The organism is Bowmanella yangjiangensis (assembly GCF_017255015.1).
In the GTDB taxonomy this organism is placed as follows: Bacteria; Pseudomonadota; Gammaproteobacteria; order Enterobacterales; family Alteromonadaceae; genus Bowmanella; species Bowmanella yangjiangensis.
Window position 1 is genome coordinate 170,454 of sequence record NZ_JAFKCS010000009.1, and the last position, 15,893, is coordinate 186,346.

Consider the following 15,893-nt stretch of genomic DNA (forward strand, 5'->3'; position numbering starts at 1 on the left):
TCGATGATGCCACATCAGAAAGCACAACCTCAGAGGCAGAACAGAATGTCTCTGCCAAGGCTGGCGATGCCGCACCGACAGAGAAAGATCCTAAAAAAACTGATGGTGCTGAATTTGCCAGTACCAAAGCATCATCATCTGAATATTCAGAACCATCCGAAGACGCATCTGATAGCACTGACCAGCAAGCTGATGATTGGCTCAAGCTGGTTTATCAGTTGGTATTGGGCCCGTCGGCAAACGCAGATGTTCAGATAGATCCTGACGCATCGGAATCAGCACCAACCGATGTTGAGTTGGAAAAAGCCCAAGCAGGCGATGTAGATGTGGTCTGGACTGAGGATAATCTTGCTTTGCTGCAGAAGCTGGGACTGGATCCTGAGGTGCTGCAAGACATGCTAACACCTCAGCAGTTGCAGGAATTCAAAGAGCTGCTGGCTGACATGCCTCAGCAACCAGAAGAACAGATGTTTGCCGAGGTATTACTGATGCTTGGACAGGTCATGGACGCCGAGCAGGTTAAGCAGGTGCCCGTAGAATTGTTCGACGCTAAGGGGTGGGAACACCTGGTCAAATTAGGCTCCGAGAATGGGCAACAAGCGCCCTTTCAGGAACTGGCCGCAACGTTGCCGTTGATGACGGACGAAGAAAAAGCCGCGCTTCTGAAAGTTAAAGTGCAGGACGGGGTGCTCAGCCTGAATCAATTAACTGCGGTGATGCAAACCACACTGCCTGCAGTTGAAGATGTTAAAAGCATAAAAGAACAGGCTACTGCCGCTACTGATGAGTTGGGTAAACAAACCTCTAGTGCAGCAGAGGTCACCGAGGTGAGTAAAGAGACTGCCAAAGCGCCCACTTCAGATAAAAACCTGACGTTGAAAGAGCTGGTGCAATTGCCTGAGAAGGAATTAGACAAAAAATTGACTGAGCTGGCCGAGCGTTTACCTGTGAAGCAACAGGGGCCTGAGGCCGTGAAAGATTTTGTTGCCAGTCTGAAAGCCGGTATTGCCGAATTTAAGGCGCAGTTACAGCAAGGCAGAGAGCCGGGCCTGGATCTGCAAAGTCTGGTGCAAAGCAGTTTGAAAGAGCAGGGTATTCAGGTTTCTCAACCTGCGCTGCAGCCAGAGTTACAGCGGTTTGCTGCGTTATTGGAAAATCCGTCTGTGTCTCGCCAGGATGCCTTTGACCCCAGCATTCGCGGGGTAGCCGAGCGTCAGGTTCAGGCTGAAACCGCACATATACACAGTGAATCCGCTAAAGCCGGAGGCAGCCAAGCCCACAGTGCACTGGATAAAGCCATTAATATCGCTAAACCTGAGGCCGCTATACAACTCGCCGAGCGGGTCAGAATGCTGGTTAACCTCGGTAATATGAGTGCGGATATTCGTCTTGACCCACCTGATTTGGGCTCCATGCAGGTGCGTGTGCAGATGCACGGTGAACAGGCCAGCGTGAACTTTGTAGTGCAATCTCAGCAGGCCAGAGACATGCTTGACCAGGCCGTACCCAGGCTTCGGGAGATGCTAGCGGAGAAGGGCATTGAACTGGGGCAATCCTTTGTTCAACAGGAAGGAAAAGGCCAGCAGTTTGCCCAGCAGCAAGGTGAGGCTGAGCAAGATTCCGGGCCTGATGTGGGCGCTGATGCACTGGCTGAAACCGAACTTCGTGTGGTGAATGGTCGCGTGGGCGGAATTGATTATTTCGTTTAAGGCAATTGCGTTAAAGCATTGCTATTCCGCTGGCGCTGGATAAGATCCGCTTAAGGTATTTGATTCGAGACGGATAATGGCAGAAAAAGAACTGGAACTGGAAGACGGCGGCAAGAAGAAAGGTAAGATGATGATTATCATCATTGCCGCAGTGGTGTTGGTTATAGGTGGGGCCGCAGCTTTTTTCCTACTGGGAGGTTCTGATGAACCTGCCATGGACGAAAGTCAGGCCATGAGCCCGACCCCAGGTGCATCCGACGGGGCGGCGGTATCTAACAGTGCCGCGCTGGGTTCTGCGCTTTATGTGGCGATGCCAAGGCCCTTTGTGTTCAATGTACCGGGCACAGGACGCGATCGTCTGGTTGAGATTAAGGTGCAGTTGCTGGTCCGTGGTGCCGATAACGAGGAACAGGCCAAGATGCATATTCCAATGATTGAAGGCACCCTGCTCAGAGTCTTTTCCAGTGCCAACGCCGATGATTTGGTCACCGAAGCGGGCAAGATTGCCTTGCGTGAACAATCCATCAAAGAAGTAAAAAAGGTGATGCAGGAAATTGCCGGCAAGGACGTGGTGTCTCAGGTGTTGTTTACCGGCTTTGTAATGCAATAGGAACTTACAGGTGAGCGATTTATTATCCCAGGACGAAATTGACGCGCTATTACATGGCGTTGACGAAGTCGAAGAAGAGGAAATAGACAGTTCCGAACGAGGTGGTTCGGCGCTCGAATATGACTTCTCTTCGCAGGACAGGATAGTCCGTGGGCGTATGCCGACCCTGGAGATTGTAAACGAGCGCTTTGCCCGGCATATGCGGGTGAGCTTGTTTAATATGATGCGCCGCAGTGCCGAGGTGTCGATAAACGGCATTCAAATGATTAAGTTTGGTGAGTACGTACATACCCTGTTTGTGCCTACCAGCCTCAACATGGTGCGTTTCCGTCCGCTTAAGGGCACGGGGCTTATCACCATGGAAGCCCGTTTGGTATTTATCCTGGTGGATAACTTTTTCGGTGGTGACGGCCGTTACCATGCCAAGATCGAAGGGCGGGAATTTACCCCTACAGAGCGGCGTATTATTCAGATGCTGCTCAAGCTTATCTTTGAAGATTACAAAGAGGCCTGGGCACCGGTGATGGACGTATCCTTTGAGTATCTGGACTCTGAAGTCAACCCTGCCATGGCCAACATCGTCAGCCCCACCGAGGTGGTGGTGATCAGCTCTTTTCATATCGAGCTGGATGGTGGCGGTGGTGATTTCCACGTGGCCTTGCCTTATTCCATGCTGGAACCCATACGTGAATTGCTGGATGCCGGTGTACAAAGTGATAAAGAAGACACCGATTTGCGCTGGAGTAAGGCGCTACGCGACGAAATTATGGATGTGCAGGTAGAAGTATCTGCCACCCTGATGGACATTGAGTTATCGCTGCAGGAAGTGATGGATCTGCAGGAAGGCGACATTATCCCTATTGAAATGCCCGAGCATGTGGTGCTGTTTGTTGAAGACTTACCCACCTACCGCACTAAGATGGGCCGCTCAAGAGACAACATCGCCCTGAAGATTACTGAGAAGATACCCAGACCGACCTCAGTGAAATCCGAATTGCAATTGCTGACCAAAGGCGGCCGACGTTTGGATTCCGATGCCGAACTGGCCAGTCTGGAAGATGATTTATAGTACCGATAATCCGGTTATATAGCTTTGTTCCGCAAACGCGGAAACCAATTGATAGTGAGGTAGCGCGATGAGCACCGAAAATGATGATGCAATGGACGATTGGGCAGCAGCCATGGCGGAGCAGGCAGAGTCTGAAGCATCCGGCGATGACATACAGGTTGCTGAACTGGATGAACTGCAAGACGATGCGCCAATCAGTGGCGATGAAAAACGCAAGCTGGATACTATTCTGGATATTCCGGTTACCATTTCCATGGAAGTGGGGCGCAGCCACATCAGCATCCGAAATCTGTTGCAATTAAACCAGGGCTCTGTAGTAGAGTTGGACCGGGTTGCCGGGGAACCCTTGGATGTCCTGGTAAATGGCACGTTGATTGCTCATGGAGAAGTAGTAGTGGTCAACGACAAATTCGGAATTCGCTTAACCGATGTTATCAGTCAGATTGAACGTATTAAGAAACTTAGATAAATCAATGGCTAAGCTGCTTTTATGCAGCTTGGCCTGGTTCACTTTCCCTTCCTTCGCCGACAACAAACCTCTTAATAGCCCCGTCGATTATCTGTCAGTGTTGCTGTCGCTGGTGGTGGTGATCGCCATGGTATTCATGCTTGGCTACCTAATGCGCCGGTTTAATGTCACCCAACATGGTGGTGGACAAATGAAAGTCGTGGGCTCCATGGCCCTTGGCACCCGCGAGCGCATATTGGTGATTCAGGTAGGTGAAGAGCAGCATATGCTCGGCGTGACGGCCCAGAATATTAATCATCTGGCCCGGCTTGAAACGCCACTGGAGGTTCCTCAGGCATCCGGGGACAATTTTAAAAATAAGTTAAGCCAACTGATGCAGGGACATAAGGGGAAAACCGATGAATAGGCTATGGATGCTGTTGATTGGGGGGGGCTTGCTGCTGCTGCCTGATTTTGCATGGGCAAATGCGGGTGTCAAAGCCTTGACTGTGACCACTAACCCCGATGGTAGCCAGGACTACAGCATGACGCTGCAGGTGCTGGCGATTATGACGGCACTGAGCCTGATCCCTGCCTTCGTGATGATGATGACATCCTTCACCCGAATCATTGTGGTGTTGTCTATTCTGCGTCAGGCTATGGGTTTGCAACAGGCGCCGTCAAACCAAATCCTCATCGGGGTCAGTTTGTTTCTGAGCTTGTTTATTATGGCGCCGGTGTTCGACAAAGTGAACGAAACCGCACTGCAGCCTTATCTGAACGAAGAGATTACCTCACTGGAAGCCTACGAGCGGGCCAAGATCCCCATGCGCGCTTTTATGCTGTCACAAACCCGGGTTAAAGATCTGGAAACTTTTGTTGAGATTGGGGGGTATGAAGGGCAATTCCAAAGCCCTGAAGAAGTGCCTATGAACGTCCTCATCCCGGCTTTTGTCACTAGCGAGCTGAAAACCGCATTTCAAATCGGCTTTATGCTGTTTATTCCATTCCTGATTCTGGATTTGGTGGTGGCATCAGTGCTGATGGCCATGGGTATGATGATGCTATCACCTATGATAGTCGCCTTGCCCTTTAAGCTGATGCTGTTTGTGCTGGTGGATGGCTGGAATCTGATTTTTGGCACGCTGGCTAATAGTTTTGGAATGTAGCGGGAGCACATTATGAGCCCGGAAATATTTGTCGACATCCTGCGCGAAGCCCTGTTTATGGTTATTTTGTTGGTGTCTGCGATCATTTTGCCCAGTCTGTTTGTGGGGTTAATCGTGTCGGTATTCCAGGCCGCCACATCCATCAATGAACAAACCATCAACTTCTTACCCAGGCTGATTGTGACCTTGTTGGCCCTGTCCTGGGGCGGACACTGGCTTACCGGGCAACTGATGGACTTCTTCTTTGAGATGGTCAATCGCATCCCTGAGGTTGTAGGCTAAAAGTGATAAGCATAACCTGTGCATGCAGCCGCGGTGCGGTGCAGATTGAAATATCACAGGGGCCTTTCTATTGGCCGGCTGGCCTTTTGGGGTTTTGGGAATTGAACAGCTGATGGATATTCTGGCCACCACCATCACCCAATATCTGGCTGATCTGCTCCTGCCTTTTATGCGCATCAGTGGCATGTTCGCCGCCATGATTGGTATCAGCGCCAAAACCTTGCCGCCGCCGGTACGTGCCTTACTGACCTTGTTCTTAACTATTCTGATTATGCCCGTGGTGCCGCCGGTGCCGATAACCGAAATGGTGTCATTGGGTACCTGGTTAATGGTTATCCAGCAATTGCTTATCGGTATTGCCATTGGCTTTATTTCCACCCTGGTTCTGAATACTTTCGTGTTAGCCGGCCAGATTGTTGCTATGCAAACAGGTCTTGGCTTTGCGTCTATAGTGGACCCGGTTAACGGCATAAACGTACCGGCGGTGGGGCAGTTTTATCTGATTCTGGCGACGTTACTGTTCTGGGCGCTGGACGGTCATTTAGCTATGATTAAAATGATAGTGATGAGTTTTGAGGCCTTTCCAGTTGGTCCTTACAGCTTGAGCCCGGAGCAGTTTCGTGATGTAGCACATTTTGCCGGATGGATGTTTGTAGCTGCGCTGACCATTTCCCTGGCACCCATTATTTCTCTGTTAATCATTAACCTGGCCTTTGGTGTAATGACCAAAGCGGCACCACAGCTCAACGTTTTCACTATAGGTTTTTCTATCGCACAAATCGCAGGGCTGATTATTATCTGGTTGACTATGGATAACTTTACCTTCCATTTTGAGCAGGAATGGGACCGAGCCCAGCTGTTTATGTGTCAACTTCTCAGGGTGTGCAGTCCATGATTTACTTGGGCTTCATGTTAGTTATCAACAGTCGCCAGGGGGGCTTTGTGTCCTCACGGTCTTGTCTGGAGTATCCGGATGGCTGATGCACATGAGAAAACAGAAGAACCCACGTCGAAAAAGCTCGAGCAGGCCAGAGAAAAGGGCCAGATAGCCCGTTCCCGCGAGTTGTCGACTACCCTGGTATTGATCGCTAGCGCGATAGCCCTGTTGTTGCTTGGTCAGAGTATTGGCAGTGCGTTGTTCAGTGTTATGCAGCGCATGTTTAACCTATCCAGAGATGAAACCTATGACGTGAATCATATGTTTCAGGCTTGGGGCAGTGGCATGATGGAAATTGCCTGGCCGGTGCTGGCTTATCTTATTATTGTCACTATCGCCGGTATCTATGGCTCTATCGCCTTGGGCGGTTATAACTTTACCTGGGAGTCGGCCAAGCCCAAAGCCAGTAAACTCAACCCGATAAGCGGCCTGAAGCGGATGTTCGGACCAAACGGTATGGTAGAACTGCTTAAAGCGCTGGCCAAATTCATCATCGTTGCGGTTAGTACTTATCTGGCGCTGAAGTTGTTTAGTGCCGAAGCTTTGCATCTGGATATGGAGCTCTATCCACGCAATGTCATGCATGCGCTGGATCTGCTCGGCTGGGCCTTTCTGATTATTTGCTGTGCGATGATTCCGATTTCTGTCTTTGATGTGCCTTACCAAAGCCACAAGCACAACGAAGAAATGAAAATGACCATGCAGGAGGTCAAGGACGAGCGTAAAAATGCTGAGGGTAATCCTGAGGTAAAAAGTCGAATCCGTCGCCTGCAATTCCAGGCTGCGGCTCGTCGTATGATGCAGAAAGTCCCAGAAGCCGATGTGATTGTGACCAACCCGACTCACTTTGCCGTAGCGCTTAAATATGATCAAAACGGTACCCGAGCGCCGGTATTAGTGGCGAAAGGCTTGGACGAACTGGCCTTACATATTCGCGAAATAGCCGGGGCACATGGGGTGCCTATTGTTGAGTCTCCCATGCTGGCTAGGGCAATTTATTATTCCACGGACGAAGAGCAGGAAATACCTGAGAAGCTATTTATGGCGGTGGCTCAGGTACTGGCATATGTCTACCAGTTAAAAAACTGGAAAAAAGGTCGTGGCAAACGTCCCAAGCCGCTGGCCAAAGAACTGCCTATTCCGCCGGAATTACGTCGTTAGCGGCTTAAGGGCTAACGAAGTCTTCCAAAAACCAGGCAGCAAACTCATGACGCCCTTCCACTCCAGCCTTTTCGTACACCGAAGAGGCTTGCTGGCGAACGGTTTTCTCTTTGGTGTCTCGCACTTCACCAATTTCTCGGAGGCTTAAGCCTTTTAGCAGCAAAAGTGCCACATCTTGTTCACTTTGGGTGAGATGCCACTGGCCAAATTGTTGTTGAATGGCGTGGGCAAAATCATTGCGCGCCTTCTGCATTTCCTCTGACGCCTTGGCGAGCTGGGAATGACTCAGGGTTAATTGATTCTTAAGATGTTCGATATGCTGGCGGCGGTTGAGGCTCTCTCTGATGATATATAAAGCCCCGAAACCTGACGCCAATACAATGCAGCTTTCCTGAATGATGTGCCACATGGGGATCCCCAGGTAGTAGTCGGTTATCACATCCACGGTGTTGAGTAGCATAATAACAATTAACAGGCCGGTTAAAATCTTGTCTCGTAACACCATGAATTAAAAACCTTTTTTGTGGCTTAGGGCATTTGTCCCATGTGTTCTGGGCCTGCGTAAGGTAAAACCACCGACATCATTTAGCAACTTTTTGCGACCAATGCCCAGATTCATCCTGCCAGCTGTTTTACTGTTTTTCACTTGGTCAGTTGCATGTGCAGCAGACCAGGCTTCTATCGATATATCCAGCCTTCAGGGTTATCAACTGAGCTATGCCACTGCAGAGTCAGTGACGCAAGTGCAAGGCAACCCTGTATTGGGCCTGGTGACCTATCAGCCTGGCAGTGCGTATGAGGTCAGCCTGCCTTTTGCTGTCGTGCAACATACCAGGCTGGTGTCTGATGGTGCCTGGGTGACTAAAGGTCAACCTGTGACAAAAGTGCAAGGGCGTGAAGTTGAACACTTCTTTGATGAATATCAGGCGGCCAAACGCTTGTTTGAGGTGGCGGAGCGTAATTATCAGGCCAACTTGGCTGAGCGGGCTAAAGGTATCGTTTCCAGCCCACAGTGGCTGACACTGGAGCGCGAGTACCATGCCGCGTCGCTTAATTGGGAACACGTCCGGCATTTGCGTAGTTTACTGGTAATAGATGAACTAGGGCAGGCTGCCGTACTCAGTCCAATCGACGGGGTATTGATGTTTAACCAGGAGACTGGTGCCAGAGCTGGCGATGCGCCGTTATTTAGTGTGGTTGATAAAGCTGCCGTCCAATTGCAGGTAATGCTGGTGCACACCAGCATCGCAGGTCTGACGGGGTTTTCCGCTGCTGATGCGGCCTGTGACTTTACTTTGCAAAGTGTGACTGGTCGCTTACAGGGACTAAAACAACAGACCTGGAGCAGCCTGGCACCAGCTTGTCAGGTTGCGCTTGGGCAAACTCTGAGGGTTAGGCCAATCTATCAGCGGCAATCCTACACTGTGCCGCTTTCCGCAGTGTTCGAACTGGACAATCAGGACTATGTTGCGGTGCGAGAGCAGACGCGTCTGCGCTTAGTGCCGGTCAAGGTGCGCCAGTCGAACGCACAAGGCTTACTGGTGGATACAGAACAGTCCCTGGACGGCAAAGCGGTGCTGAGCAGCTCGGTCAGTGCTTTACAGGGTTTGCTGATAGGTCTGGGGAAAGAATGATGCTGGCGGCGTTACTCAGACTCTCCCTGACGCAAAGATTGTTTGTTGGCTTGCTTGCGATCTTACTTGCAGGTGCTGGCATGCAGGCCTGGCGTACCTTGCCTATTGACGCCTTTCCGGATATTTCGCCTATCCAGGTCAAAGTCATTATTAAAGTACCGGGGATGACCACCACGGAAATTGAATCACAAGTCACGCGCCTGGTAGAAACGGAACTGCTGGGGATCCCCCATCAGGCCATGCTGCGCTCCACCACTAAGTATGCCATTACCGTTATTACCCTGGATTTTAGTGAGGGCACCGATATTTACTGGGCTAGGCAGCAGGTCAGTGAACGTTTGGCGGGGATTTGGAGCAGTTTGCCACAAGGGATCAGTGGTGGAGTGGCGCCCATGAGCACGCCGTTAAGTGAAATGTTTATGTTCACGGTGGACAATCCAGCTATGTCACTACAAGCGCGCCGTGAATTGCTGGATTGGTATATCCGCCCAGCACTCAGAAGTGTGGCTGGGGTGGCGGATGTCAACAGTCTGGGCGGCTTTGTAAAGACCTATGAAATCTTGCCTGATCCTCTGAAATTGCAGCAGTTTGGTCTGGGCCTGGAGGATATTGAACGAGTTATCCTCGAAACCAATCAAAACACCGGGCTGGGGCGCATTAATAAAGGCACTGACAGTCTTATTCTGCGCACTGAGGGACGCTTTGCTGATATGTCAGAACTGCAAAACATGGTCTTGACCAGCAGTATCAGCGAAACAATACGTCTGCATGACGTTGCTGAGGTGAGCGTAGGCCATCTGAGTCGTTACGGGGCGGTGACCCGCAATGCCGAAGAAGCTGTGCAAGGCTTAGTGATTGCCCTTAAAGATAGCAATACCGCCGAAGTTGTGCGTGACGTTAAAGCTAAACTGGCAGAGCTTACGCCTACCTTGCCGGAGGGCACCAAGATTGAGGTGTTTTACGACAGAGCGAACCTAATTGAAACGGCCACAGATACCTTGATCAAAGCGCTGGTAGAAGCGGTTGTGCTTGTGATCATTGTGTTGGCACTGTTTCTTGGGAATGTGCGGGCGGCCTTTGTGGTGTCGCTTTCCTTACCTCTGGCAGCACTTGGTACTTTTGCCCTGATGAAAGTCTTTGGCTTATCGGCCAATTTAATGAGCCTGGGCGGATTGGTTATTGCCATTGGTATGCTGGTGGATGCCTCTGTGGTGATGGTCGAGAATGCCGTCACACACCTACACCGGCAAACCCAATTGCCACTGCTGCACCAGATATTCCGCGCCTGTCATGAAGTGGCCACCCCGGTATTAGCCGGTACACTCATCGTCGTTATCGTGTTTTCGCCCTTACTTACCTTGACCGGCCTGGAAGGTAAGTTGTTTTCACCCGTGGCGAAAACCATCGTATTTGCCATGCTCAGTGCCATGTTGCTGGCATTTACCCTGATACCCGTACTGTCATCCCTGCTGCTTAATACCAAGGTGGCTGAAATGCCCCGTTGGGTAATGCGTTTGCAGGCACTTTACCAAGGCAGTTTGTTGCATGTATTAGCACACCCTCGTCCTTATATTAGCCTGCTACTTACATCTTTGCTGCTGGCTGGCGGTTTGTTTGTGTTCGTCGGGAAGAGCTTTATGCCGCAGCTTGATGAAGGCGACATTATTATTCAGTTTGAGAAGCCGCCCAGTATCACCCTCGATGCCTCCATAGCCCTGGATAAGCAGATCGAGCAGACACTGCTGGAACGCGTTCCAGAAATACTCAATATTGTGGCCCGAACCGGCTCGGATGAGTTGGGGTTAGATCCTATGGGATTAAACGAGACCGACGTGTTTTTGCAACTGAAACCTGTTGACCAGTGGCGCCAGCCGGACAAACAGTGGTTAGTCGATGAGATCCGTGCGCTGCTCGAACAATTCCCAGGTATGAATATCAACTTTACCCAACCGATTCAGATGCGGGTGTCTGAAATGCTTACCGGTACCAGCGGTGATGTGGCCATTAAGGTGTTTGGCCATGACCTGGATACCCTAACGGCGCTGGCCGGTCGGATAGGCGAGATTACCGAGCAGGTGCAAGGCAGTGAAGATGTGCAGGTGGCATTGGTGGAAGGTGGACAATACCTGAATATTCGGGCTCGCCCCGAAATGGCTGCCATGCTGGGAGTCAGCACGCAGAGCCTGTCTACCTATTTACTGGGACTGGTCGAAGGCCGAACCTTATCTGAGATTGTTGAAGGTGAAATCGCTAATCCCATTCGTTTTGCTAATAGTCTGGATAAATCGAGCTCTGTAAAACTCAGGGCGGTAGGGGACTTGTTGCAGCAGCCCATATTGTTGCCTGATGGTAGCAGTTTGCCGCTGGAGCAGGTGGCTGACGTTAGCTTGCAGCAAGGGCCACTGCTGATCGAGCGGGAAATGGCGAAGCGTTTTGTGTCTGTGACGACCAATGTGGTAGGGCGGGATGTAGTGGGCTTTGTGGAGGCCTTGCAAAGTAGTATCGACCAACGGGTCAGCCTGCCTCAGGGCTATCGAATTGAATATGGTGGTGAGTTTGAAAACCAACAGCGGGCAATGCAGAACCTGACCTTGGTTGTGCCCGTCGCCTTGCTGCTGATCTTTGTTATTTTGTTCACTACTTTCCACTCGCTGGCCTTATCCGGCCTGATCCTCGGCAATATTCCTTTTGCCTTGATGGGGGGCATGGTGGCGCTGTATGTCAGTGGCGAGTTTTTATCTGTACCGGCATCAGTAGGGTTTATCGCACTGCTGGGCGTGGCGGTGCTAAATGCGGTGGTAATGGTCAGTTATTTTGAACAGACTCAGGGGGTTTATGCCGATGCCCTTGAGCATATCGTCCAGGGAGCCGTCAGACGGCTTCGCCCGGTACTGATGACGGCCACCACCGCTATGTTTGGTTTGATCCCTCTGGTCTTTGCCAGCGGTCCTGGTGCTGAAATTCAGCGCCCGCTGGCCATAGTGGTTATTGGGGGCTTGATTACTTCAACTCTGACCACCTTGTATCTGCTGCCGGTGTTCTATCGGCTAATGGAGCGTTCCCGTGCATGAAGACTATGTACTGACAAGCATTCTGCTGCCGCTTAAGGCTAAAGAGGAAGTTGTGGACAGACTGATGTCAACGGATTGGTTGTCGGGCTTTACCATACGTAGTATTGAGGGACATAGTCGTGACCATGCCAATCTCAGTATTCGTGAGCAGGTACAAGGTTACAGACAGCTAGTGCAGTTCGATATTATGCTCAAAGAAACCGAAGTCTCAGAGTTACTTGCCAGGCTAGCGGGAATTCTGCAACCAGGCAGTATGAGGTACTGGGTGGTGCCGGTGACAGCTAACGGACATCTTTAACTGCACAGAAAGTGCATCAGGCCGGTATCTTACTGTTTTTCCAATTAATCTGACTGACTAAACGCAGCTCACGTAAGCTCAGGGTATGGGGGTGGAACCTGTGCCCTTGTTTCCAGCTATGTCCGCAACAGGCCGCGCTTAGCGTGGCTTTTTTAGGAACAAGTAAGGCGCGCTGCTGGCTGTTTTCACTGACCGGACTACCGTCCAGCATAAACCAGCCATTTTTATTCAGATGTAAGCGACCCTCCGCCAGATCAAACTTATCAATACAATCCAGCTCTAGGTATTCAATCCCCGTTTGATGTTGCCAGACCGGTACCGGCAAACCAAAGCAAAGATGTTGTTTAAACCAGGCCTGTGTGTCAGTTGGATTATCGTTTCTGGGGCAGTGTGGGGCTTGCTTAGCCTGCCAACTGGCATTGTGAATATCCAGTTGCAACGGACCATCATGCTGCAACATGCTGGCAGCAATACGTTTAATATGATGTGTCAGGCCCTTAAGACGCCGCTGTAACAAAGGCAGATTGCCCGATTGCGCCAGGGTTTGCAGTTCTCTTTCGTACAAGGCATTACACAGCTCGGCAAACTGGAGCTGTTGGCTGTCATCCCGAAAGATATCTGTCTGGTTGGACTGCATAGATGCAAAAGGGGGCGGTTGCCCCCTTCAGTAATCTCAGGCCTGGCCTTTGATTTCTTTACGGCCGTTATAGGCCACGTTACCGCCGAGCATCTCTTCGATACGCAGCAATTGGTTATATTTGGCAACGCGGTCTGAGCGGCACAGTGAACCAGTTTTGATTTGACCGGCGGCAGTACCTACGGCCAGATCCGCAATAGTGGCATCTTCGGTTTCACCGCTGCGGTGTGAAATAACCGCAGTGTAGCCGGCTTCCTTGGCCATACGGATGGCTTCCAGGGTTTCGGTCCGTGAACCACTCTGGTTGAACTTGATCAGGATGCTGTTAGCGATACCATTTTCAATACCACGCTTTAAAATCTTGGTATTGGTTACGAACAGGTCATCACCGACTAATTGTACCTTGTCGCCAATCTTCTTGGTCAGGCTGGCCCAGCCGTCCCAGTCGCTCTCATCCAAACCGTCTTCAATAGATACGATAGGGTACTTAGCAGTCAGTTCAGCCAGATAATCGCCGAAAGACTCGGAGTCAAATACCTTGCCTTCGCCTTTCAGGTCGTATTTGCCATCGTGGTAGAACTCAGATGCCGCGCAATCCAGCGCCAGGGTTACATCTTTATTCAGCTCATAACCCGCCGCGGCAACGGCCTCGGCGATAACGGCCAGGGCTTCTTCATTGGATTTCAGGTTAGGAGCAAAACCACCTTCGTCACCCACAGCGGTGTTCAGGCCTTTGGCCGACAGCACTTTTTTCAGACTGTGGAAGATTTCAGCGCCCATACGCAGGGCTTCACGGAAGTTGGCGGCGCCGACTGGCTGTACCATAAATTCCTGAATATCTACGTTGTTGTCGGCGTGCTCACCACCGTTGATGATATTCATCATAGGTACAGGCATGCTGTACTGACCTGGGGTGCCATTTAGCTCGGCAATATGCTGGTAAAGTGGGATGTTTTTATCCATGGCGGCGGCTTTGGCATTCGCCAGAGACACGGCCAGAATGGCATTGGCGCCCAACTTTTCTTTGTTTTCTGTGCCGTCCAGCGCAATCATAACAGCGTCGATAGCTTGCTGGTCATGGCTGTCTTTACCCAACAGGGCTGCCTGGATGTCATTGTTGACGGCGGCAACGGCTTTCAGTACACCTTTACCTAAATAACGGCTTTTATCACCGTCGCGCAGCTCAAGGGCTTCACGAGAACCTGTGCTGGCACCGCTGGGTGCGCAGGCACGTCCCCAGGCGCCGCTGGTCAGGTAAACGTCCGCTTCGACAGTGGGGTTGCCGCGAGAATCCATAACTTCGCGACCGATAATCTTGCTGATTTGTGACATTGTTGCCTCTGAATATGAAAGATACGTCGCCCAACCGGGCGACATTATTCGCTCAGGCGTAGCGCGCTACGCCCATCAATTATTGCTTTTATGATGTTGCCCGGCGGCTGCCACAAAACCTTCAAACAAGGGGTGACCATCGCGCGGGGTAGAGTTGAACTCAGGGTGGAACTGACCGGCAACAAACCATGGATGATCATCTATTTCGATGATTTCGACTAAGCGTTTGTCGGTAGACAGTCCCGTCACTTTCAGACCCGCTGCCTCAATTTGTGGACGCAGGTTGTTGTTTACTTCGTATCTGTGGCGGTGACGCTCGTAAATGGCTTCACTGCCGTACATGGCATGCACTTTACTGCCTTTGATCAAATGGCACAACTGGCTGCCCAGTCGCATGGTACCACCCATATCAGAACGTTCAGTGCGGGTTTCCACACTACCGTCGGCGTCCAGCCACTCGGTAATCAGCCCCACCACAGGGTTAGGTGTGCTGGGATCAAACTCGGTACTGTTGGCATTTTCAAGGCCTGCCACGTTACGGGCATATTCAATCACGGCGACTTGCATACCCAGACAGATGCCCAGGTAAGGGACTTTGTTTTCACGGGCGTAGCGGGCTGCGGCAATCTTGCCTTCAATACCACGTTCACCGAAGCCGCCAGGTACCAAAATGGCATCCAAACCGGCCAACAGGTCAGTACCTTTGCTTTCAATATCCTGAGAGTCGATATACTGAATGTTAACGCTCAAGCGGTTTTTCAGGCCGGCGTGTTTCAAAGCTTCGTTAACCGACTTGTATGCATCCGGCAGGGCAACGTATTTGCCGACCATACCAATAGTCACTTCACCATTAGGATTGGACTCTGCATACAGCACTTGTTCCCACTCGGACAGATCGGCTTCCGGGCAGCTCAGGCCGAAGCGTTTTACCACCAGTTCATCCAGGCCCTGAGATTTCAGCATGGCCGGGATACGGTAAATACTGTCTACGTCTTTTAAGCTGATAACGGCTTTATCGGCCACATTGGTAAACAGGGCAATTTTGGAGCGCTCGTTCGCCGGTAACTGGGCTTCTGAACGACAAACCAGAATATCCGGCTGAATGCCAATGCTGCGCAGCTCTTTAACTGAATGCTGGGTTGGTTTGGTTTTTACTTCACCCGAAGCGGCCATGTAGGGCACCAGTGTCAGGTGCATATACATGGCGCGTTCACGGCCAATTTCTGTACCTAATTGACGAATGGCTTCCAAAAACGGCTGGGATTCGATATCGCCCACCGTACCACCGATTTCAACGATGGCCACATCAACCCCTTCGGCGCCTTCGATAACGCGGCGCTTAATTTCATTGGTGATGTGAGGAATAACCTGAATGGTGGCACCCAGGTAGTCGCCGCGGCGCTCACGCTTGATCACTTCTTCATACACACGACCGGTGGTGAAGTTGTTGCGGCTGGTCATACGGGTGCGGATAAAACGCTCGTAGTGACCCAAATCCAAATCGGTTTCTGCGCCATCATCGGTGACGAATACTTC

General features: G+C 51.1%; 16 protein-coding genes. 12 read left to right on the top strand and 4 right to left on the bottom strand.

Annotated features, from left to right (window positions below):
* The first annotated feature begins 1,349 nt into the window (after window positions 1-1,349).
* The 9 genes from J0A65_RS27910 (at window position 1,350) to flhB (ending at window position 7,385) form a co-directional block, all read left to right on the top strand.
* A complete protein-coding gene (locus tag J0A65_RS27910) occupies window positions 1,350-1,709 on the top strand; it encodes a flagellar hook-length control protein FliK (protein ID WP_416135306.1) in 360 nt (119 codons plus the stop codon).
* A 76-nt stretch (window positions 1,710-1,785) separates the two neighbouring features.
* Window positions 1,786-2,319, top strand: a complete 534-nt coding sequence (gene fliL / locus J0A65_RS11370; protein WP_206594298.1) for a flagellar basal body-associated protein FliL — start codon at window positions 1,786-1,788, stop codon at window positions 2,317-2,319.
* Window positions 2,320-2,329: 10 nt separating this feature from the next.
* A complete protein-coding gene (gene fliM, locus J0A65_RS11375; RefSeq protein ID WP_206594299.1) occupies window positions 2,330-3,388 on the top strand; it encodes a flagellar motor switch protein FliM in 1,059 nt (352 codons plus the stop codon).
* Window positions 3,389-3,455: 67 nt separating this feature from the next.
* Window positions 3,456-3,857 carry a flagellar motor switch protein FliN gene (fliN, locus tag J0A65_RS11380; protein ID WP_206594300.1) on the top strand — a complete coding sequence of 134 codons (402 nt, stop codon included), beginning with the start codon at window positions 3,456-3,458 and terminating at the stop codon, window positions 3,855-3,857.
* Window positions 3,858-3,861: 4 nt separating this feature from the next.
* A complete protein-coding gene (fliO, locus tag J0A65_RS11385) occupies window positions 3,862-4,263 on the top strand; it encodes a flagellar biosynthetic protein FliO (protein ID WP_206594301.1) in 402 nt (133 codons plus the stop codon).
* Window positions 4,256-5,005 carry a flagellar type III secretion system pore protein FliP gene (gene fliP / locus J0A65_RS11390; protein ID WP_206594302.1) on the top strand — a complete coding sequence of 250 codons (750 nt, stop codon included), beginning with the start codon at window positions 4,256-4,258 and terminating at the stop codon, window positions 5,003-5,005. Before fliO ends, fliP begins: the two co-directional genes overlap by 8 nt.
* A 12-nt stretch (window positions 5,006-5,017) precedes the next feature.
* The gene (gene fliQ / locus J0A65_RS11395) at window positions 5,018-5,287 is read left to right on the top strand and encodes a flagellar biosynthesis protein FliQ (protein WP_188688617.1); all 270 of its coding nucleotides are present in this window, start codon (window positions 5,018-5,020) and stop codon (window positions 5,285-5,287) included.
* 112 nt (window positions 5,288-5,399) lie between these two features.
* Window positions 5,400-6,182, top strand: a complete 783-nt coding sequence (gene fliR, locus J0A65_RS11400) for a flagellar biosynthetic protein FliR (protein ID WP_206594325.1) — start codon at window positions 5,400-5,402, stop codon at window positions 6,180-6,182.
* A gap of 78 nt (window positions 6,183-6,260) precedes the next feature.
* On the top strand, window positions 6,261-7,385 hold the full coding sequence (flhB, locus tag J0A65_RS11405) for a flagellar biosynthesis protein FlhB (protein WP_206594303.1): 1,125 nt from the start codon (window positions 6,261-6,263) through the stop codon (window positions 7,383-7,385).
* Between the two features lie 4 nt (window positions 7,386-7,389).
* Here flhB and J0A65_RS11410 read toward each other — a convergent pair whose 3' ends face one another.
* A complete protein-coding gene (locus tag J0A65_RS11410; RefSeq protein ID WP_206594304.1) occupies window positions 7,390-7,890 on the bottom strand; it encodes a helix-turn-helix transcriptional regulator in 501 nt (166 codons plus the stop codon).
* 100 nt (window positions 7,891-7,990) lie between these two features.
* On the opposite strand from J0A65_RS11410, the gene J0A65_RS11415 reads away from it, so the two are divergent.
* From J0A65_RS11415 to J0A65_RS11425, 3 genes are read left to right on the top strand one after another with little or no spacing between them, the layout of a single operon-like run.
* Entirely contained in the window at window positions 7,991-9,019 is a 1,029-nt protein-coding gene (locus tag J0A65_RS11415) for an efflux RND transporter periplasmic adaptor subunit (RefSeq protein ID WP_206594305.1), read from the top strand.
* Window positions 9,019-12,090: a CusA/CzcA family heavy metal efflux RND transporter gene (locus tag J0A65_RS11420; protein WP_206594326.1), complete on the top strand. Its 3,072-nt coding sequence runs from the start codon at window positions 9,019-9,021 to the stop codon at window positions 12,088-12,090. The genes J0A65_RS11415 and J0A65_RS11420 overlap by 1 nt, the downstream gene beginning before the upstream one ends.
* A complete protein-coding gene (locus tag J0A65_RS11425) occupies window positions 12,083-12,388 on the top strand; it encodes a DUF3240 family protein (RefSeq protein WP_206594306.1) in 306 nt (101 codons plus the stop codon). Before J0A65_RS11420 ends, J0A65_RS11425 begins: the two co-directional genes overlap by 8 nt.
* A gap of 16 nt (window positions 12,389-12,404) precedes the next feature.
* Here J0A65_RS11425 and J0A65_RS11430 read toward each other — a convergent pair whose 3' ends face one another.
* From J0A65_RS11430 to J0A65_RS11440, 3 genes are all read right to left on the bottom strand, one after another.
* Window positions 12,405-13,025: a hypothetical protein gene (locus J0A65_RS11430; RefSeq protein WP_206594307.1), complete on the bottom strand. Its 621-nt coding sequence runs from the start codon at window positions 13,023-13,025 to the stop codon at window positions 12,405-12,407.
* 36 nt (window positions 13,026-13,061) lie between these two features.
* A complete protein-coding gene (gene eno / locus J0A65_RS11435) occupies window positions 13,062-14,357 on the bottom strand; it encodes a phosphopyruvate hydratase (RefSeq protein ID WP_206594308.1) in 1,296 nt (431 codons plus the stop codon).
* Window positions 14,358-14,432: 75 nt separating this feature from the next.
* Window positions 14,433-15,893, bottom strand: a 1,461-nt coding sequence (locus J0A65_RS11440) for a CTP synthase (protein ID WP_232849889.1), incomplete at its 5' end; no start/stop codon positions are given.